The 16,278-nt window shown below is 59.3% G+C and carries 13 protein-coding genes; 5 read left to right on the forward strand and 8 right to left on the reverse strand.

The features are described from left to right. The first annotated feature begins 10 nt into the window (after window positions 1–10). Window positions 11–1,078 carry an acyl-CoA carboxylase subunit beta gene (locus G8O24_RS36415; RefSeq protein ID WP_368736642.1) on the forward strand — a complete coding sequence of 356 codons (1,068 nt, stop codon included), beginning with the start codon at window positions 11–13 and terminating at the stop codon, window positions 1,076–1,078. Between the two features lie 16 nt (window positions 1,079–1,094). Here G8O24_RS36415 and G8O24_RS36420 read toward each other — a convergent pair whose 3' ends face one another. The 4 genes from G8O24_RS36420 to G8O24_RS36435 form a co-directional block, all read right to left on the reverse strand. Continuing rightward, window positions 1,095–1,493 carry a Zn-ribbon domain-containing OB-fold protein gene (locus G8O24_RS36420; RefSeq protein ID WP_244646212.1) on the reverse strand — a complete coding sequence of 133 codons (399 nt, stop codon included), beginning with the start codon at window positions 1,491–1,493 and terminating at the stop codon, window positions 1,095–1,097. A 17-nt stretch (window positions 1,494–1,510) separates the two neighbouring features. Then, on the reverse strand, window positions 1,511–2,701 hold the full coding sequence (locus tag G8O24_RS36425; protein WP_188107347.1) for a thiolase C-terminal domain-containing protein: 1,191 nt from the start codon (window positions 2,699–2,701) through the stop codon (window positions 1,511–1,513). A gap of 30 nt (window positions 2,702–2,731) precedes the next feature. Beyond that, complete coding sequence (locus G8O24_RS36430; RefSeq protein WP_021075762.1) at window positions 2,732–3,451, reverse strand: nitroreductase; 720 nt, start codon at window positions 3,449–3,451, stop codon at window positions 2,732–2,734. Window positions 3,452–3,538: 87 nt separating this feature from the next. Further along, window positions 3,539–5,215 carry a class I adenylate-forming enzyme family protein gene (locus G8O24_RS36435; protein ID WP_244646214.1) on the reverse strand — a complete coding sequence of 559 codons (1,677 nt, stop codon included), beginning with the start codon at window positions 5,213–5,215 and terminating at the stop codon, window positions 3,539–3,541. A gap of 120 nt (window positions 5,216–5,335) precedes the next feature. On the opposite strand from G8O24_RS36435, the gene G8O24_RS36440 reads away from it, so the two are divergent. Then, on the forward strand, window positions 5,336–6,145 hold the full coding sequence (locus G8O24_RS36440; RefSeq protein ID WP_188107369.1) for an enoyl-CoA hydratase/isomerase family protein: 810 nt from the start codon (window positions 5,336–5,338) through the stop codon (window positions 6,143–6,145). 79 nt (window positions 6,146–6,224) lie between these two features. Here G8O24_RS36440 and G8O24_RS36445 read toward each other — a convergent pair whose 3' ends face one another. Both G8O24_RS36445 and G8O24_RS36450 read right to left on the reverse strand, forming a co-directional pair. Then, window positions 6,225–7,844 (reverse strand): AMP-binding protein, encoded by a 1,620-nt coding sequence (locus tag G8O24_RS36445; RefSeq protein ID WP_188107348.1) that lies wholly within the window; start codon window positions 7,842–7,844, stop codon window positions 6,225–6,227. Window positions 7,845–7,944: 100 nt separating this feature from the next. Next, window positions 7,945–9,912 carry an AMP-binding protein gene (locus tag G8O24_RS36450; RefSeq protein ID WP_188107349.1) on the reverse strand — a complete coding sequence of 656 codons (1,968 nt, stop codon included), beginning with the start codon at window positions 9,910–9,912 and terminating at the stop codon, window positions 7,945–7,947. Between the two features lie 271 nt (window positions 9,913–10,183). On the opposite strand from G8O24_RS36450, the gene G8O24_RS36455 reads away from it, so the two are divergent. Further along, the gene (locus G8O24_RS36455) at window positions 10,184–10,894 is read left to right on the forward strand and encodes a transglutaminase-like domain-containing protein (protein WP_188107350.1); all 711 of its coding nucleotides are present in this window, start codon (window positions 10,184–10,186) and stop codon (window positions 10,892–10,894) included. A 182-nt stretch (window positions 10,895–11,076) separates the two neighbouring features. Here G8O24_RS36455 and G8O24_RS36460 read toward each other — a convergent pair whose 3' ends face one another. Beyond that, a complete protein-coding gene (locus tag G8O24_RS36460) occupies window positions 11,077–12,267 on the reverse strand; it encodes an acyl-CoA dehydrogenase family protein (protein ID WP_188107351.1) in 1,191 nt (396 codons plus the stop codon). Window positions 12,268–12,356: 89 nt separating this feature from the next. Here G8O24_RS36460 and G8O24_RS36465 point away from each other — a divergent pair, with 89 nt between their 5' ends. Together G8O24_RS36465 and G8O24_RS36470 are read left to right on the forward strand one after the other, a co-directional pair. Beyond that, window positions 12,357–14,423, forward strand: coding sequence for an NADPH-dependent 2,4-dienoyl-CoA reductase (locus tag G8O24_RS36465; protein WP_188107352.1), 2,067 nt, complete (start codon window positions 12,357–12,359; stop codon window positions 14,421–14,423). 84 nt (window positions 14,424–14,507) lie between these two features. After that, window positions 14,508–15,359, forward strand: a complete 852-nt coding sequence (locus tag G8O24_RS36470) for an SDR family oxidoreductase (protein WP_311972341.1) — start codon at window positions 14,508–14,510, stop codon at window positions 15,357–15,359. A gap of 15 nt (window positions 15,360–15,374) precedes the next feature. Here the strand turns inward: G8O24_RS36470 and G8O24_RS36475 are convergent, their stop codons facing one another. Continuing rightward, on the reverse strand, window positions 15,375–16,238 hold the full coding sequence (locus tag G8O24_RS36475; RefSeq protein ID WP_202988804.1) for an SDR family oxidoreductase: 864 nt from the start codon (window positions 16,236–16,238) through the stop codon (window positions 15,375–15,377). Between the last annotated feature and the right edge of the window lie 40 nt (window positions 16,239–16,278).

Below are 16,278 nucleotides of genomic sequence, written 5' to 3' on the forward strand. Positions count from 1 at the left end.
TATCGCGCAGATCGCCGTCGTTCACGGCCCTTCGACCGCGGGCGGCGCTTACATTCCGGCGCTGTGCGACGAGGTGGTGATCGTACGCGACCAGGGCGCGATGTTTCTCGGCAGCCCGCAACTGGTATTTGCCGCGACCGGCGAGACCATCGAGATCGAACCGCTCGGCGGCGCGGAGATGCACAGCCGGATCAGCGGCGTCACCGACCATATCGCCGAGAATGACAGCCACGCGCTGGCGATCGTGCGTAATATCGTCGCCAACCTGGGAGAGCCGCCGCGATTGCGCTGGACGGTCGAGCAGGGCGAACCGCCTTGCCATGCGGTCGAGGAAATCTATGGAATCGTCAGCGCTAACCGGCGCATCCCAACGGACAACCGGGAGATCCTGGCGCGCCTCATCGACGGCAGCCGCTTTCAAGAGTTCAAGCATCTTCACGGCGAAACCATGCTATGCGGATTTGCCCGCATCCACGGTTTCGAGATCGGCATCCTGGCCAATAACGGCGTGCTGTTTTCGGAAAGCGCGGTCAAGGGGGCGCACTTCATCGAACTTTGCTGCAAGCGCGACATTCCGTTGCTGTTCCTGGTCGATGTCTCCGGCTTTATGGTCGGGTCCGCAGTCGAGCGTCAGGGCATTGCCAAGCATGGCGCCAAGTTCATGACCGCGATGGCCTGCGCCGATGTGCCGAAATACACTATCATTACCGGCGGCTCTTATGCCGCGGCTTATTTCGCAATGCTAGGCCGCGCGTTCAAACCAAACGCTACCCTGATGTGGCCAAGCGCCCACGCCGCCTTGATGGGACCGGAGCAGGCGGCGACAACGCTAACGATGGTGCGCGACAATATCCATCAGCGCGAAGGCAGCTCTTGGACCGACGAAGAACGTGAAGAGTTCAAGCGGCCGATCCTGAGGGACTTCGAGGCGTTCGCCGATCCCTATAACTACGCCCGCCATTTGTGGTGCGACATGGTGATCGAGCCTGCGGAGACCCGCGAGGTGATGGCGCTGCTGCTCGACCTCGCCGGCCGGACGCCTGCCAAGCCGACGAGATTCGGGGTGTTCCGGATGTAGCTGCTCGCCTGTCAGGCTAAGCCCGCCGGAAGCGCGGCAGCGTCACTTCCTCGCTGATTTTTTCGCAGACGAGCATGACGTCCATGTCGAACGTGACCTCTTCGGGCTTGCCGCCGGTATAGGTGCTGATCATCCGCGGGCCTTCCTCCAGATCGATCAGCAAAACAGCGTAGGGCAGATCGGTTTTGAAAGCGGGTCCCGGTGCGCGCTGTACCACGCTGAAGGAATGTACCTTGCCGCGCCCGCTTGCCGGTCGATGGGCAAGATTTTCGCCGCCGCACTGCCGGCACATCGCCTGCTGGTAGTATTGCACGTGGCCGCAGTCGGCGCAGTGCTGCAGCAGCAGCACGCCGTCGTGCAGGCCGCGCCAGAGGGCGGCGGAATCCGCGTCGGGCGTCGGCACCGGCTTCTTCATGGCGTCTTCGGACGAGATCACAGCGTGTTCTCCGTGCCCAGAATGGTGGTGGCATTGGTTGCGAAACCCGCGCCGAGGCTGTGCACCAGCCCGAGTTCCGCGCCCGGCACCTGGCGTTCGCCGCATTGGCCGCGCAACTGTGCGATGACCTCATGAAAATGGAACAGCGATCCCGGCATTCCCGAATGGGCGAACGACAACAATCCGCCATGGGTGTTCGATGGAATCTGGCCGCCATAGGTCATATGGCCGTCCGCGACGAAACGGCCGCCTTCGCCCTTCGGGCAAAAACCGAGATCTTCCAGCATCATGATGACGGTGCCGGTGAAGCAGTCATAGACGCCGGCGACGTCCATGTCCCTGGGGCCATAGCCGGCCATTTCGTAAGCTTTTCGGCTCGACGCGACCGCGCCGGTTTCGGTCAGCGAGGGCATCAGGAAAATATGTTCGTGGGTGTAGCATTCGCCGCCGCCCAGAATGTAGATCGGTTTCTCGATGCCCAACTCGCTGGCGTGTTCGGCCGAGGTCAGAACGAACGCCGCGCCGCCATCCGATATCAGCGAGCAATCGAGCTTGTGGTAGGGCGTCGTCACCATGCCAGAATTGAGCACATCGTCCACCGTGATCGGGCTGGTCTGCTGCGCACCGGGCGTGCGCATAGCATGACGCCGCTGGACCACGGCGACTTCCGCCAACTGTTCCGGTGTGGTGCCGAAATCCTTCATATGCCGGTGTGCGGTCATGGCAAAGGTGTTCGCGACAGGAATGCCGAACGGCATCTCGTATTGCTGATCACGGCTTTCCGTCATCGAGCGCAGCGCCAGATCCGGCGTCAGGCCGGTCAGCAGGCTGTCGCCGCCGACCACGAGTACGACCTCGGCGAGGCCGCCATGAATGGCAGCGGCGCCAATATTGAACATCGTCGCCGCCGTCGCGCCGGATACCTGAAGCGTGTTCGAAAAGGTCGGCTGAATACCTAAATACTCGCTGAACGCAACGCTGAAGCGATGGAAGGGAGAAGCGAAGGCATGGCTCGACAGCACGCCGTCGATCTCGCTTTTCCCGATGCCGGCATCGGCCAGCGCCTTCTTCGCGGCGTCGGCGGCGAGCCATAACGGGCTCTTTCCCGGCACCTTACCAACCGGCGACATTCCGATACCGATTACCGCGACCTTGCCGCGTAGCGTTTGTTTACGAATGGAAAGCATTTGGTCTCCGCCCGGCGTGATGCGTGAAGGTCAGTTTCCGGCCGTCGTGCGTGCCGAGGCGACGCCCGTGCTGCCGCCGGAAAATCCCAAGAACTTGGCGTAGGTATCGACTGGCACCCGCCTGGTGACGAGCTTGTTTTCGGGCGCAGTCGTGTCCTCGTAACCCAGCGCCACGCCACAAATCAGGATTTCGGTGTCGTCAAACGAAAGATGCTTGCGGATGATGTCGTGGTACCAGGTGAACGCGGCCTGGCCGCAGGTGTGCAGGCCATGACCGCGCGCGGCGAGCAGGATGTTCTGCAAGAACATACCCATGTCGATATAGCTGCCGGTGTTCAAGCGGCGGTCCATCGTCACGAAAAGTCCGACCGGGGCGTCGAAAAAAAGATAGTTGCGGTTCATCTGCGATGTGCGTGCGGCAACGTCGTCGCGAGCAATGCCAAGCTTTGCGTAAAGGTCGTAGCCGAGCTCGCGCCGACGCCCGATATAGGGCTCGTGCCATTCGGTCGGATAATACTCATATTCCGGCCGATGCTTGTCCGGTTCAGTTTCGGCAGCTTTCAGGATGTCCGCGCAGAGCCGATCCTTCACCTCGCCCGCGATCGCGTAGACCTTCCACGGCTGGATGTTGTGGCCACTTGGCGCACGCGCCGAGACCTCGATGATTTTTCGCACGACCGGTTCTGGAACCGGCTTGGGAAGAAATCGCCTGACCGAGCGCCGCGTCAAAATGGCTTCTTCGACATTCATGTTTCCGTCTCCGATTGCGGTGCCTTGCCGCGAGCAGTTTTCGTTCGACGAAAATTGCGACGCGAAGAGCTAATGGGCGTGTCCGTATTAGCTGTTTACCCGTTGCCTTTCGCCCGCCAGCCTGGCTTCGAGCTCGTGGCGCTGAACCTTGCCGCTGGTGGACCGCGGAAATTCCGAAAAATCGATGAACCGGAACTGCCGGGGACATTTGTATCCGGCAAGATCGCGCCGGCACAGAGCAAACAGGTCCGCCTCGGTGACCGTGGTGTCGCGGCGCGACACGAATGCCACGGGAACTTCACCCCATTTCACATCGGGGACACGCACAACCGCGGCCTCGGTGATCCCTGCATCACTCATCAAAACGCGCTCGATCTCGGCTGGATAAACGTTTTCGCCGCCAGTCTTGATCATGTACTTGGCGCGATCGACGAAATCGAGCGAGCCGTCATCATTGCGCCGAAACACGTCGCCCATGTGAAACCACCCGCCGCGAAAATCGCGCACGTTGGTATCATCAGCTTTCCAATAGCCGGAGAATAAAGTTGGGCTGCGAATAGCCAACTCTCCCGGTGCGCCAATCGGAACCTCCTTGTCGGCAGAATCGACAAGCTTGATGTCGCAGAAGGCGCTTTGTTGCTTCGCCAGGCTGGCAGGTATTTCGCCTACCGGGATCAACGATCTGGTTGCCGGCGGCAAGCCGGTCTCGGTCGAACCAAAACTGTTGACGTAGGGAGCTCGCAGCAGGTCAGTGACCTCGGCGATGACATGCGGAGGGACCAGGTCGGCCATCGCGCCGCAAAGGCCAACGCCTTTTACGGTCGTTTTTTGCTCCTTGAAGCCGGCGATGAATGCTTCAATCATGCCCGGAATCAAGACAAACCAGCCGATCCGATGGCGCTCCAAAGCAGACAATAACGGCTCGATCTGGAAGCCATCGACCACGACGACCGTTCCGCCGCGCAACAGTGTCGCGAGACTGTGGTCCGTGGATGCCATGTGAAACAGCGGCGCCCAGGCCACAAAGGTATCGTGATGCGAAATGTTCAGCTCGGAACTGAACACCAGCGCCCGCATGATCATCGCCCGATGCGAAATGACGGCCCCTTTGGGTTGGCCGGTGGTCCCACTGGTGTAAAGGATAACCAGGCCGTCTTCGGATTCCGCCGCAATGGGCAGCGCATGACCGTTTTGTTCTTGCAATATATGCTCGTATTGCGGGCCGATCTTGATGATCTTGCGGTCCCCTATGGGAGAAAGTTCGAGATTTCCGGCCAGTTCTTCTTCAACAATCAAGAGCTTCGGTGAGACCAGATCGATACAATAGGCGAGTTCCCGCTGCGACAATCGCCAGTTCAGGCAAGCGGTGATGACCCCGAGATTGGCGGCCGCCAGCTCCACTTCGAGATACTCCGGTCTGTTACGCGAGAGCAATGCTACGCGGTCGCCTCGTCGAAGATCTTGGCTCGCCAGCATCGAGGTCGTGCGATGTACACGGTCAAGGAGCTGCCCATAGCTGATATGTCTGCCCTGATACTCGATCGCGACCGAAGATTTGTGGATCAGCGCTCTCGCGCGAAACAGCTCGCCAATCGTGGGACTGGCGCCCGCCCTCGTTGTCAGAGCTTTTTCGTGCCCGTCTGTCACGGCAAATCCTCCGAATCTTGCTCTCGCCGCCCCCGACGACGGCCTCAATTGAAAAGTATAAGCTTGCAGCCTTTCCCGATCGGTTTTAAATTCTAACATCTGTTCGAATGAATTCATAGCAGGTTCGTGGCGAGGACGTATCGGAAGGCAGGAGAAATCTGCCGACTGCGATATGCATCGTCATCCCCTGTAAGATTTAACCCGACCAAGCAAATCAAGTGTCCAGAAGGGAAGCCGATGTCCAATCGTTATGCTGCTTATACCAAATTGAAGCTCGACTATCCGTCCAAGCGGGTTCTCCGGCTCACATTCGACCGGCCCGAGACCTACAATTCGGTCGACGCCGAGACCCACACTCAGCTCACCAATATCTGGCGTGACATCAACGACGATCCAGATATCAACGCGGTCATCGTGACCGGAGCTGGCAAAGCCTTTTCGGCGGGGGGCGATTTCGAGCTGATCAAGAGTATTCTAGACAACCCGGTCGCACGGATGTCGACCTGGAAGGAGGCCAAGGATCTCGTTTATAACGTTATCAATTGCAACAAGCCGATCATCTCGGCGATCAACGGCGTCGCCGTCGGTGCAGGTCTCGTCGTCGGAATCCTGGCCGATATCTCGATTTGTGGAAAGTCCGCGCGCATCGTCGATGGTCATACGCGGCTTGGCGTCGCGGCGGGCGATGTCGCTTGCATCATCTGGCCGTTATTGTGCGGCCTTGCAAAAGCAAAATATTACCTGCTGACCTGCAAGCCGCTGTCCGGCGAAGAAGCTGAGCGGATCGGTCTGGTGTCGCTATGCGTCGAAGACGCGGACTTGCAGAGGATAGCGATCGAGACGGCCGAGGAGCTTTCTAGCGGCGCGCAAAGCGCGATCCGTTGGACCAAGTACGCTCTTAACAACTGGCTGCGCGTCAATGGTCCGCTGTTCGATACCTCGACCGCGCTTGAGATTTTGGGTTTCACCGGCGCCGAGGCGCGCGAGGGATTGGCGTCGCATCTCGAAAAACGCAAGCCGGTGTTTCCGCAGGATTGCCCGCTCTGATTTTCGCGCGCGGCGGTCATCTCAGAAGGGGGCCGGAATTTCACCCGGCCTTCTTCTTGCGGCAGCCGTTAGCCGAGAATTATTTCATCGAACTGACGATCTCGCGAAGCCTGAATTTCTGCACTTTGCCGCTCGGCGTTTTCGGCAAGGCTTCGAGCACCTCAATGCGCTCCGGCCAGTAGTTCTTGGCTACAGCGTTCTCCGCCATATACGCCATCACGTCAGCTAACGTCAGTAATGCTCCCTCGCGCAGCACGACACAGGCACAGGCCCGCTCGCCCAAGCGTTCATCTGGCACTCCGACGATTGCGACTTCCCGGACGGCTGGATGGCGATACATCAGTTGTTCAATCTCGATCACCGGAACGTTCTCGCCGCCGCGGATGACGATGTCCTTGGTGCGCCCCGTGATACGAATGTAGCCGTCCTTGTCCTTGCGGGCGAGGTCGCCGGTCTCAAACCAGCCATCCTGATCGACGGCATAGAGATGCGGCCGCTTGAGGTAGCCCACAAAGGTGCCGGGGCCCCTCGCTTGTAGGCGCCCTTCTTCATCGTGAGGCAGGACTTTGCCCCCGCCATCGACGATCCTGACTTCCATACCCTGGCTTGGGCAACCGTCGGTCTCGAAGACCTTTTCCGGTGGATCGTCGAGCTTGGTGGTCGTCACCAGCCCGTTTTCCGTCATGCCCCATCCCGAGACGATGTGCGCACCAAGAGTCTGTGTGGCCTGGCGTACCAAAACACGAGGAATTGGGGCGCCTGCCGATACGAAAGTGCGCAATGAACGCAGCGCTTCAGGTCGCCGCTCCGCCTCCGCAGTCAAATCCGCCAGAAACGGCGTCGATGCCATGGTCATCGTCACGCGCTCTGTCTCGATGATGTCGACCGCCTTGGCTGGATTCCAGATATCCTGAAGAACGACCCGTCCTCCCAGATAGAGGGGTAGAAGCAGGCCGACGAGAAAACCGGTCTGATGGGCCATCGGCGAGGCCATCAGCACGACATCGTTGGCTGTGAGACGGACGCGATCCTCAAAATATCGCACGCTGTTCAGCAACGTATTGCCTGTATGCATTACTCCCTTGGGCTCACCTGTTGTGCCCGACGTATAAAGCAATTGCACGACCTGATCGGCCGAGGCAGCAGTCGTAGGCTCAAGCGGTTTCTGCGGCGCATTCAACACTGTCTCGAAGTCTCGATTGTCGCCCGAACCGATAATGACGACGTGCTCAAGTGTGGGCACCTTGGCCTTGAGGCGGTCCGCCATTGCGGCGTGATCGAAATCGCGAAATCGCCGTGGAACGATCAGCACGCGCGTCTCGGCCAAGGTCAGCATGAATTCCATTTCGCGATCGCGGAAAATAGGCATGACGGGATTTGTAACCGCGCCGATCCGCAGCAGTGCGAGGTGAAGGGCCACGAATTGCCACCAGTTCGGCAACTGGTACGACACCACTTCCCCAGGCCTGACGCCAAGCCGCAACAAATTAGCCGCTATTCGATCGGCAGTTTGCTGCAGTTCGCCGTATGTCAGCACCGTACGTCGGTTGGATGCAGTTTCGTAGCCAACAACCGCGACTCGCCCAGGATCATCCTTGGCGGTCTTCGAAAAAACCTCGAGCAGGGTTTGATCGCTCCAGAAACCAGCCGCCCGCATCGCTTGTTTGCGTTGATCTGACAAGACCGGATCCATCGCCATTGTACGCCCCTCCTTGTAAATTCTTTCGGGCATCGAGGCCGGGACGCAAGGAAAAGGTCCGCTTCCTTCTAGCCCGACAGGTCGCCATCTCCTCCGTGGTTTATGCGGCGCCAAGTTTCGCGCGAAGCCTGTCAACCGCTTCGGGATTGGCGAGTGCGGAAAGATCGCCGGGATCCTTGCTTTCGAACACCGCTCGCAGTACCCGGCGCATGATCTTCATGTTGCGGGTTCGAGGCAGATCATCCACAAAAATTATCTTCTCCGGCCGATACGATGCCCCCATACCCCTGACGATGGCCGACGATAGTTCTTCCGCGATGCCGTTCTCGATATCCACGCCCGGCATCGGGACACAGGCGCAGACGATCGCCGAACCCTTCACCGGGTGTGGAATACCAAACACGGCGGCCTCGGATATCTTGCCGGTCGCGATCAGGATGCCTTCGAGCTCCGAGGGGCCGGTGCGCTTGCCGGAGATCTTGATGGTGTCATCGGAGCGGCCGAGAATGTAATAGAGGCCGTCAGTGCCGCGCAATGCGAAATCGCCATGCACCCAAATGCCGGGGAGGGTGCTCCAGTAACTTTCGATGTAGCGCTCGTCAGCTTTCCACAGGCTCTTGGTCAATCCAATCGACGCATGGCGCAGAACAAGCTCGCCAACCTCGCCCGGCGGCAGGCTGTTGCCCGCCATATCCACGATGTCGGCGCCGACGCCCAGCGCCGGACGCGAGAACGAGCAGGGATTCATCGGATGATTGGGCGTCCCGGTGAAGATGCACCCGCCGACCTCCGTGCCGCCGGAAACGTTGATAATGGGAAGCCTGCTTTTGCAGACGTGCTCAAAGAACCATTGCCACGGCGCCGCGGTCCAGGCCTCGCCGCCCGAAACGGTCATCCGCAGGCCCGACAGATCGTGGCGCTCGACATCCTGCGGTCCGTAGCGCATAAGCCCGCGGATAATCGTAGGCGATACGCCAAGATAGCTGACGCGGTGATCCTGGATCAGCCGCCAGAATCGTCCAGTGTCCGGGAAATCCGGCGTGCCTTCGGCGATCAGAAGGCTCGCGCCAGCGAAACTGGGAATACACGCGCACATGGCGCCGACCATCCAGCCCATGTCACTGAGGAAGAAAAAACGGTCCGACGATTTGAAATCGGCGCAGATGATCATATCGCGCGTGACCATAGAACCGATGAAGCCGATATGGGTCCAAACGCAACCCTTCGGTTCGCCGGTGGTTCCCGAAGTGTACAGCAGAATCGCGGGATCTTCCGCATTCATTTCGGCGGTCGCGATCGCGCCATCCTTGCCGGCGACGATATCGTGCCACCAGTGATCGCGGCCCTCCCGCATCGGGGTTTCGATATCAAGGCCTTCGCGATCGACGACGATCACGTGCTGCACTGTCGGTGAGGATTCGAGTGCTACGTCGAGGACGGATTTGAGCGGTGCCGCGGCGCCACGCCGCCAGGTTCCGCTCGCGGTGATGACAGCCTTGGCGCCGCCATGGTTAAGCCGGGTTTGCATGGGAGCCGGACCGAAGCCTGAGAACAGCGGCATCAGGATCGCGCCCAATTTCAACACCGCGAAGAACGCGATAAAGGTTTCCGGCACGTTCGGCATGTAGAGAGCGACCACATCGCCCTTGCCGATGCCGAGACCGGTCAACGCGAGCGCAAGCCGTCCAATTTCGTGGTCGATTTCTCGATATGAGAGGCTGCGCTGTTCGAGCTTGTCTTCGCCCTCCCAGACGAGAAACGTCTGATCCCACACGTCGGTGCCGCGATGCTTGTCAATACAATTCAGGACAATGTTGGTGGTGCCGCCGACGCACCAGCGCGCCCATGGCTGCCCCCGCGACAGATCCAGCATGCGGTCGTAAGAGCGATAAAACCTGACGCCGCAGAACTTGAAAACCTCTTCCATGAGCCATGCGGGATCGGAGTCAGCCTTGCGCGAGAGGCTATCGTAATCGTCATATCCGGCCGCGCGCAGGAAAGCGGTCAGATTGCTCGCTGCAATTAGTTCGGGCGGAGGTGTCCATACATAGGACGTTGGATTGTCCATCGACTACGTTCCCTGATTTGCAGTCAAGTTCAATTCGAGACTGACTTGCTGGCCGATAGGCACGCATACCTGATCGAACACGAGACGGTGGGCGGGCCTGCCCGACAAACATGTCCAGCCCGGGCGTCCAATGCTAACGCTCTCGTCCTGCCGGTTCAATCAATTCTAACAATCGTTTGATAAATCTATTTGCCTGAAAGATCCACCTTTGCACGCCAGTCGTGACCCGATTGACTTGCCAAAATTTCTAACGTCTGTTAGGTAAATGGCAATGTCGGTCGAGGCGCAAGTGGTAGCCAGCCCAAATCTTCGAGATTTTCTCCTCCCAACGTATTATGTGGATTGCGATTCACCAGCGATTAAAGATTTCGTCTCGCGTGTGGCTGGCGATGAACAAGGCCGGTCGGCCACCGAGAAGGCAATCCGGCTGTTTAACGCGGTACGGGACCAGATCAGATACGACCCCTACGCGGTGAGTTTGTCCGAAGCCGATTATCGCGCCAGCGAGATTCTCAAAATGCCTTCAGCGTTTTGTGTCCCAAAGGCAATATTATTGGCCGCCGCCATGCGAGCAGCGGGAATTCCCGCCGCGATCGGCTTTGCAGACGTTCGCAACCATCTGAATTCCCCCAAGCTGACGGAGTTGATGGGAACTGATCTCTTCATTTATCACGGCTACGTCGCGCTTTGGCTCGACGGGAACATGTTCAAAGTCACGCCCGCGTTCAACATGGAGCTATGTGAACGATTTGGAGTCCGACCTCTTATCTTCGACGGTACGGCTGACGCCTTGTTTCACGAGTTCGACACGAGCGATCATCGCCATATGGAATACGTCAATGACCGAGGTTGGTTCGCCGACGCGCCGATACGCAAGATGCTTGAGGACTTCCGCATTGCATATCCCGCGCTGGTGACATTGAATACTGGTGGTGTCTCAATAGATGACGCCGCCTTCGGAGCGCCTCAATCAAGGGAGTAGGCCGGAGCGAAGGAAACCACGGGATCTTACTACCCGAACCCACGCGCAAGCTGAATACGACACCCTGGGCGCGCAACGTGGTTCATCGATTGCGCGGCCGGCATCATCCAATTGGGCCACCCCGGAAGCCTACGCACGGCCGCACAGGTTTCGCCGAGAGATGGCAGCGGCGATAGGTAGGCTCATTCTGAGGTCTGCCGCAATTCGGAAGGCTGCTTGGCGTATTGAACAGCGACCCGTCCGACCTTTTCGCGTGCGATGACAAGTTTCTGAATTTGTGCGGTCCCGTCACCGATTTGTAGACCCATGACATCGAGATAACGCTGATGAAACGGTAGATCGGTGGTGTAACCGTAGTGGCCGTGAGTGAGGAGGCACTGGTGGATGATCTCGCAGGTTACCTTCGGCACATACCATTTGCACATCGCAGCTTCCGCGGTGTGTGCAAGTTCGCGATCTCTGAGCGAAAGCGTATAGTAACAAAGCTGCCGCATCATGGTGAGCTGGGTCTCGGCTTCCGCGAGCGGAAAGCTCACGCCCTGAAACTGCGCGATCGGCCGCTCGAAGGCGATCCTTTCCGTCGAGTATTGCCATGCTTCATCGACCGAAGCCTGGGCCGGTCCGATGCACTCAAGGCCGATCAGGGCACGGCTATAGTCGAAGCCCGACATGATCTTGGAGAAGCCCTTGTTCTCCTCTGCCATCAGGCACTCGGCCGGAATGAAGACGTCGTCGAAGAACACCGAGCCGCGTCCGACAGGTTTGGTACCGATATCATCAAAATGCGTCCGCGTGATTCCGTTCTGCGCCAGATCGACAAAGAATGCGCTGACGCCGCGCGCACCATCCTCGACCTTTCCGGTGCGCGCGAAGATGATTGCTGCGTCGCACTGATCCGAAAAGCTCATGGAAGTTTTTTCACCGTTGAGGCGATAGCCATTTCCTGATTTTTCGGCTCGTAGAATAAGATTGGCAGCGTCCGAACCGCCCCGCGGCTCGGTCAGGCCGAGGCCGATAATCTTCTCGCCGCGGGCCACTTGAGGCAGCCACTCCTGAGCGATTTCGGGCGAGGCGTGCTCTGCGAGCATCCCGCCGAGCAGTGATGCCAGGAGCTGGATGTAGCTGGCGTTGAAGTCTCCATAAGCGATCTGCTCGACAATAATGCCTGCTGTCACGCAGCTTTCGCCAAGGCCGCCGTATTTTTCCGGCAGGTCGGCGCCGATCAGGCCGAGTGAGCCCATTTGTTTCAGCATGGCACGGTCAATGCGGTGTTCACTTGCCCGCTTCTGATAGTGGGGGGCCAGCTTGTCCTTCGCGAAACGCTTCGCGGTTTCCTGGAAAGCCTGCTGCTGCTCGCTAAGCGCGTAATCCATCGCGACCTCTCCCATCTAGGTGATCTTGAGTTCTTGCATTCAGTCTAACAACTGTTAGAAATTTGACAACCAGCCACGGAGCCAAGTCCATGCTGACGCCGGCCGACCCCGGAACATCGCTCTATCCTCATTTGCTGTCTCCGCTGAAGGTCGGGCGTACCACGTTGCGTAACCGCATGATCATGGGGTCGATGCACACCCGGCTCGATATGGAGGAGAACGGCGTGCACAAGATGGCGGTTTTCCTTGCCGAGCGCGCCAAGGGGGAGGTCGGGCTCATCATCACCGGTGGCTATGCGCCCAACACCGCGGGTCTGATCGAGCCTGGTGGGCCGATTTTGACCGAACGTGCGCAAGCTCGTGAACTTCGCCGCATCACCGACGCCGTGCATCAGCACGGTGGCAAAGTCTGCATGCAGGTGCTGCATTCGGGCCGATATTCCAAGCAACAGGACTGCGTCGGTCCCTCCGCCATCCCGACCCGCATCAATCGGTTTCCCCCGCGCGCGATGACTGGGGCAGAGATTGAACAGACGATCTCGGATTACGTGCGCTGCGCGCTGCTCGCCAAGGAGGCCGGATTCGACGGCATTGAGATCATGGGATCGGAAGGTTACCTCATTAATCAGTTCGCGGTGCTGCGCACCAACAACCGCAGCGACGAGTGGGGCGGATCGGAGGAAAACCGTCATCGGCTCGCAGTGGAACTCGTCAAACGCTCGCGAGGCGCCACCGGCGACGACTTCATCATTGTCTACCGAATCTCGGCGTTGGACCTCGTCGAAGGCGGCGCAACTGGCGAGGAGATCGATCGGCTTGCCCAACGGGTCGAGGCCGCGGGCGCCGACATTCTCAACACCGGTATCGGCTGGCATGAAGCCCGGGTTCCCACGATCGCTTATGTCATCCCGCGCGGTGCATGGCGTTTTGCGGCCTCACGTTTGAAGAAAGCGGTGGGGATTCCGGTGGTGGCATCAAACCGCATCAATACGCCCGATGCCGCCGAGGAAATTCTGGCGGCTGGCGATAGCGATCTAATATCGATGGCGCGCCCGATGCTGGCCGATCCCCACTTCGCGAAGAAGGTGCGGGAGGGCAACGCCGGCAAAATCAACATCTGCATCGCCTGCAATCAGGCTTGTCTTGACCTGATCTTTTCCGAGCGGACCGCGAGTTGCCTGGTTAATCCGCGCGCCTGCCGCGAGACTGAGTTCGAGGACGGCCCAGCTAAGACCTCGCGCAGGGTCGCGGTGATTGGCGCAGGCGCAGGCGGTCTCGCAGCTGCCGCGGAAGCCAGCCGACGCGGGCACAAGGTAACCCTGTTTGAGGCCGCTGATCGCGTAGGCGGGCAGATTAACCTCGCCCGAGCAGTCCCGGGCAAGGTCGAGTTCGACGAAATGCTGAATTATTACAGCGGCCAGATTGCTGACGGCGGCGTCGATCTCAGGCTCAATTCGGCGCCGGCGGTCAGTGACCTGAAAGACGCGCGGTTCGATGCTGTCGTTGTCGCCTGTGGTGTCCATCCTCGCGTCCCGGAGATCGAAGGCATCAATCATTCGAAGGTGGTATTTTACAACGATCTATTGAGCGGGAGGCGCCACGCGGGGCGGCGAGTTGCCATCATCGGCGCTGGGGGTATCGGTTTCGATGTCGCCGAATACCTCTGCCATTCGCAGCCCGATGAATCGCCGAAATCACGTGCGATGGATATTCGTGAGTTTCAACAGGAGTGGAATGTCGATGCCAGCCTTACGAAAGCTGGAGGGCTATTAGGCGATCCGCTGGCGCCAAAGCCAAGTCCGCGCGAAATTACAATGCTGCAGCGCAAGAAGACGCGGCCTGGCCTCGGTCTCGGCGTCTCGACTGGTTGGATCCTGCGTAGCAGTCTTGAGAAGCGCGGAGTCAAGATTATCGGTGGAGTCACCTATCAGCGAATCGACGATCAAGGTTTGCATTTCGTCGTCGAGGGCGAGCCACGTACGCTCGCCGTCGATACGATCGTGATTTGCGCCGGCCAAGAGTCTAACCGCGGCATGTTCGACGAGTTACGCGAGGCAGGCATAGAAGCGCATGTCGTCGGCGGTGCCAACGACGCTGCCGAACTCGACGCGATGCGCGCGGTCGAGGAGGGTGCGCGGGTCGCGCAATCACTTTGATGCGATCCGGAGCCTGAGATGAGTTCGCAAAGTAGCCGGCCGAGTTACGGGTTCACCGACGACGAGCTCTCCACGATCCCGACAGTGTACCGACCCGATCTGTTCGCCGGCCAGACCATCATCGTCAGCGGCGCGGGGAGCGGACTCGGGAAGGCGATCGCATTCCTGTTTGCGAGGCTTGGCGCCAATCTGGCAATCTGCGGGCGCGATGCTGAGAAGCTCGCCCGCGTCATACCGATTCTAGAGGGCCTCAGCGCCCGCGTCTTCAGCAGAAGTCTCACGATCCGCGATCCCGATCAAGTCAACGAATTCGTCAAAGACGTCTGGGATCATTTCGGCCGTCTCGATGTGATGGTCAATAATGCCGGTGGGCAGTTCGCCCAGATGGCCATTGACTTCAAGCCAAAGGGCTGGAATGCGGTGATCGATACCAACCTGAATGGATCGTGGTGGATGATGCAAGCGGCGGCTCGCGAGTGGATCGAGCGCGGCAAGACCGGCAATATCGTCAATATCGTCGCATTGATCTGGCGAGGGCTACCGGGGATGGCGCACACCGCCGCGGCGCGGGCCGGCGTGATCTACGCGTCCAAGACCGTCGCGGTCGAATGGGCGCCGCACGGCATCCGGGTGAACTGTGTCGCGCCGGGCGTCAATGAAACCACGGCATTCGACCGCTATGTTCCGGAAGGCTCTGCGACCTATAAGGAAGCGAACCCGATGAAACGGCACGGCGACGCCTGGGATATCGCCGAGGCCTGTGTTTATCTCGCCGCGCCCGTCAGGGAAATTCATCACCGGCGAAACGCTTTCGGTAGACGGCGGGCAACAAATGTGGGGCGATCCGTGGCCTGCCGGACGTCCGGAATATTTTCGCATTGGTCAGACGTAAACAAGCTCCCGAATCGAATATTCGATCTGCCGCCACAGCGTTAGCGATTCTGACCGCTACTACAATCCTGCATCGCCGCGTTCGCGTTTGGCAAATTTAACGGCGTCGATCATGTCGCGGGCGTCGTGGGCAAGGTGTAGCGTCTCGCCGCCATCGATGTACCAGTCCTCGCCGGTGACGAATTGACCGAGCGGCGAGGACAGAAAAATGATTGCTGCAGAAATATCCTCGACGCTGCCCATGCGTCCCAGCACGTTGCGGTTGAGCCTGACCCAGTCGTCCGGCGGTATCGGATAGCGGCCAAGCGCCTCGGTCTTGATGGTTCCGGGTGCGACGCAGTTTAGGCGAATACCGAACTCGGCCCACTCGTAGGCAAGCGTTCGCATCATCGCAGTAACGCCGCCGCGCGCCGCCGCTGTATGCACGAAGCCGCCAAGGCCGCTGCGGATACAGGCGGTTACGAACACAATCGATCCGCCATGCGCCAACATGAAATGGTCCGCGGCAGCCTTGGTTACCTGCCACGAGCCGATCAGGTTGTTGCGGATCACGGTCTCAAAGCCCTTGTTGCTGAGTTCGCGGGCTGGCGTCACGAATTGTCCGCCGGCATTATTGACGAGGATATTGAGCCCGCCGAACTCTGCTTTGATCTTCTGCATCGCGCGTTCGATCAGGTCGGGCTCGCGAATGTCCGCCGACACGGCAAAGGCCTCGCCACCCGCGTCGCGGATTACCTTTGCAGTGCTCTCTATCGGATCGATGCGGCGCCCGAGAACGGCGATGCGGGCCCCGCAGCGCGCCATCTCAATGGCCGTGGCGCGGCCCATTCCTGTGCCGCCGCCGGTGACGAGTGCGACCTGACCCTTGAGAAGGTCCGGCGCGAAACGCGTTTTTGAAGGACTTTCGTGCATCACCAATCCCATGCCTGAAAATGCTTTTGCGTTCGGTCAGGTTTAGGATATT

The sequence above is a fragment of the Bradyrhizobium campsiandrae genome (genome assembly GCF_014529705.1).
Classification (GTDB): Bacteria; Pseudomonadota; Alphaproteobacteria; order Rhizobiales; family Xanthobacteraceae; genus Bradyrhizobium; species Bradyrhizobium campsiandrae.

Coding starts and splice junctions, on each gene's coding strand:
- G8O24_RS36420 (WP_244646212.1), bottom strand. CDS start 1,493: ATGAAGAAGCCGGTGCCGACGCCCGACGCGGATTCCGCCGCCCTCTGG.
- G8O24_RS36425 (WP_188107347.1), bottom strand. CDS start 2,701: ATGCTTTCCATTCGTAAACAAACGCTACGCGGCAAGGTCGCGGTAATC.
- G8O24_RS36430 (WP_021075762.1), bottom strand. CDS start 3,451: ATGAATGTCGAAGAAGCCATTTTGACGCGGCGCTCGGTCAGGCGATTT.
- G8O24_RS36435 (WP_244646214.1), bottom strand. CDS start 5,215: ATGAATTCATTCGAACAGATGTTAGAATTTAAAACCGATCGGGAAAGG.
- G8O24_RS36440 (WP_188107369.1), top strand. CDS start 5,336: ATGTCCAATCGTTATGCTGCTTATACCAAATTGAAGCTCGACTATCCG.
- G8O24_RS36445 (WP_188107348.1), bottom strand. CDS start 7,844: ATGGCGATGGATCCGGTCTTGTCAGATCAACGCAAACAAGCGATGCGG.
- G8O24_RS36450 (WP_188107349.1), bottom strand. CDS start 9,912: ATGGACAATCCAACGTCCTATGTATGGACACCTCCGCCCGAACTAATT.
- G8O24_RS36455 (WP_188107350.1), top strand. CDS start 10,184: ATGTCGGTCGAGGCGCAAGTGGTAGCCAGCCCAAATCTTCGAGATTTT.
- G8O24_RS36460 (WP_188107351.1), bottom strand. CDS start 12,267: ATGGATTACGCGCTTAGCGAGCAGCAGCAGGCTTTCCAGGAAACCGCG.
- G8O24_RS36465 (WP_188107352.1), top strand. CDS start 12,357: ATGCTGACGCCGGCCGACCCCGGAACATCGCTCTATCCTCATTTGCTG.
- G8O24_RS36475 (WP_202988804.1), bottom strand. CDS start 16,238: ATGGGATTGGTGATGCACGAAAGTCCTTCAAAAACGCGTTTCGCGCCG.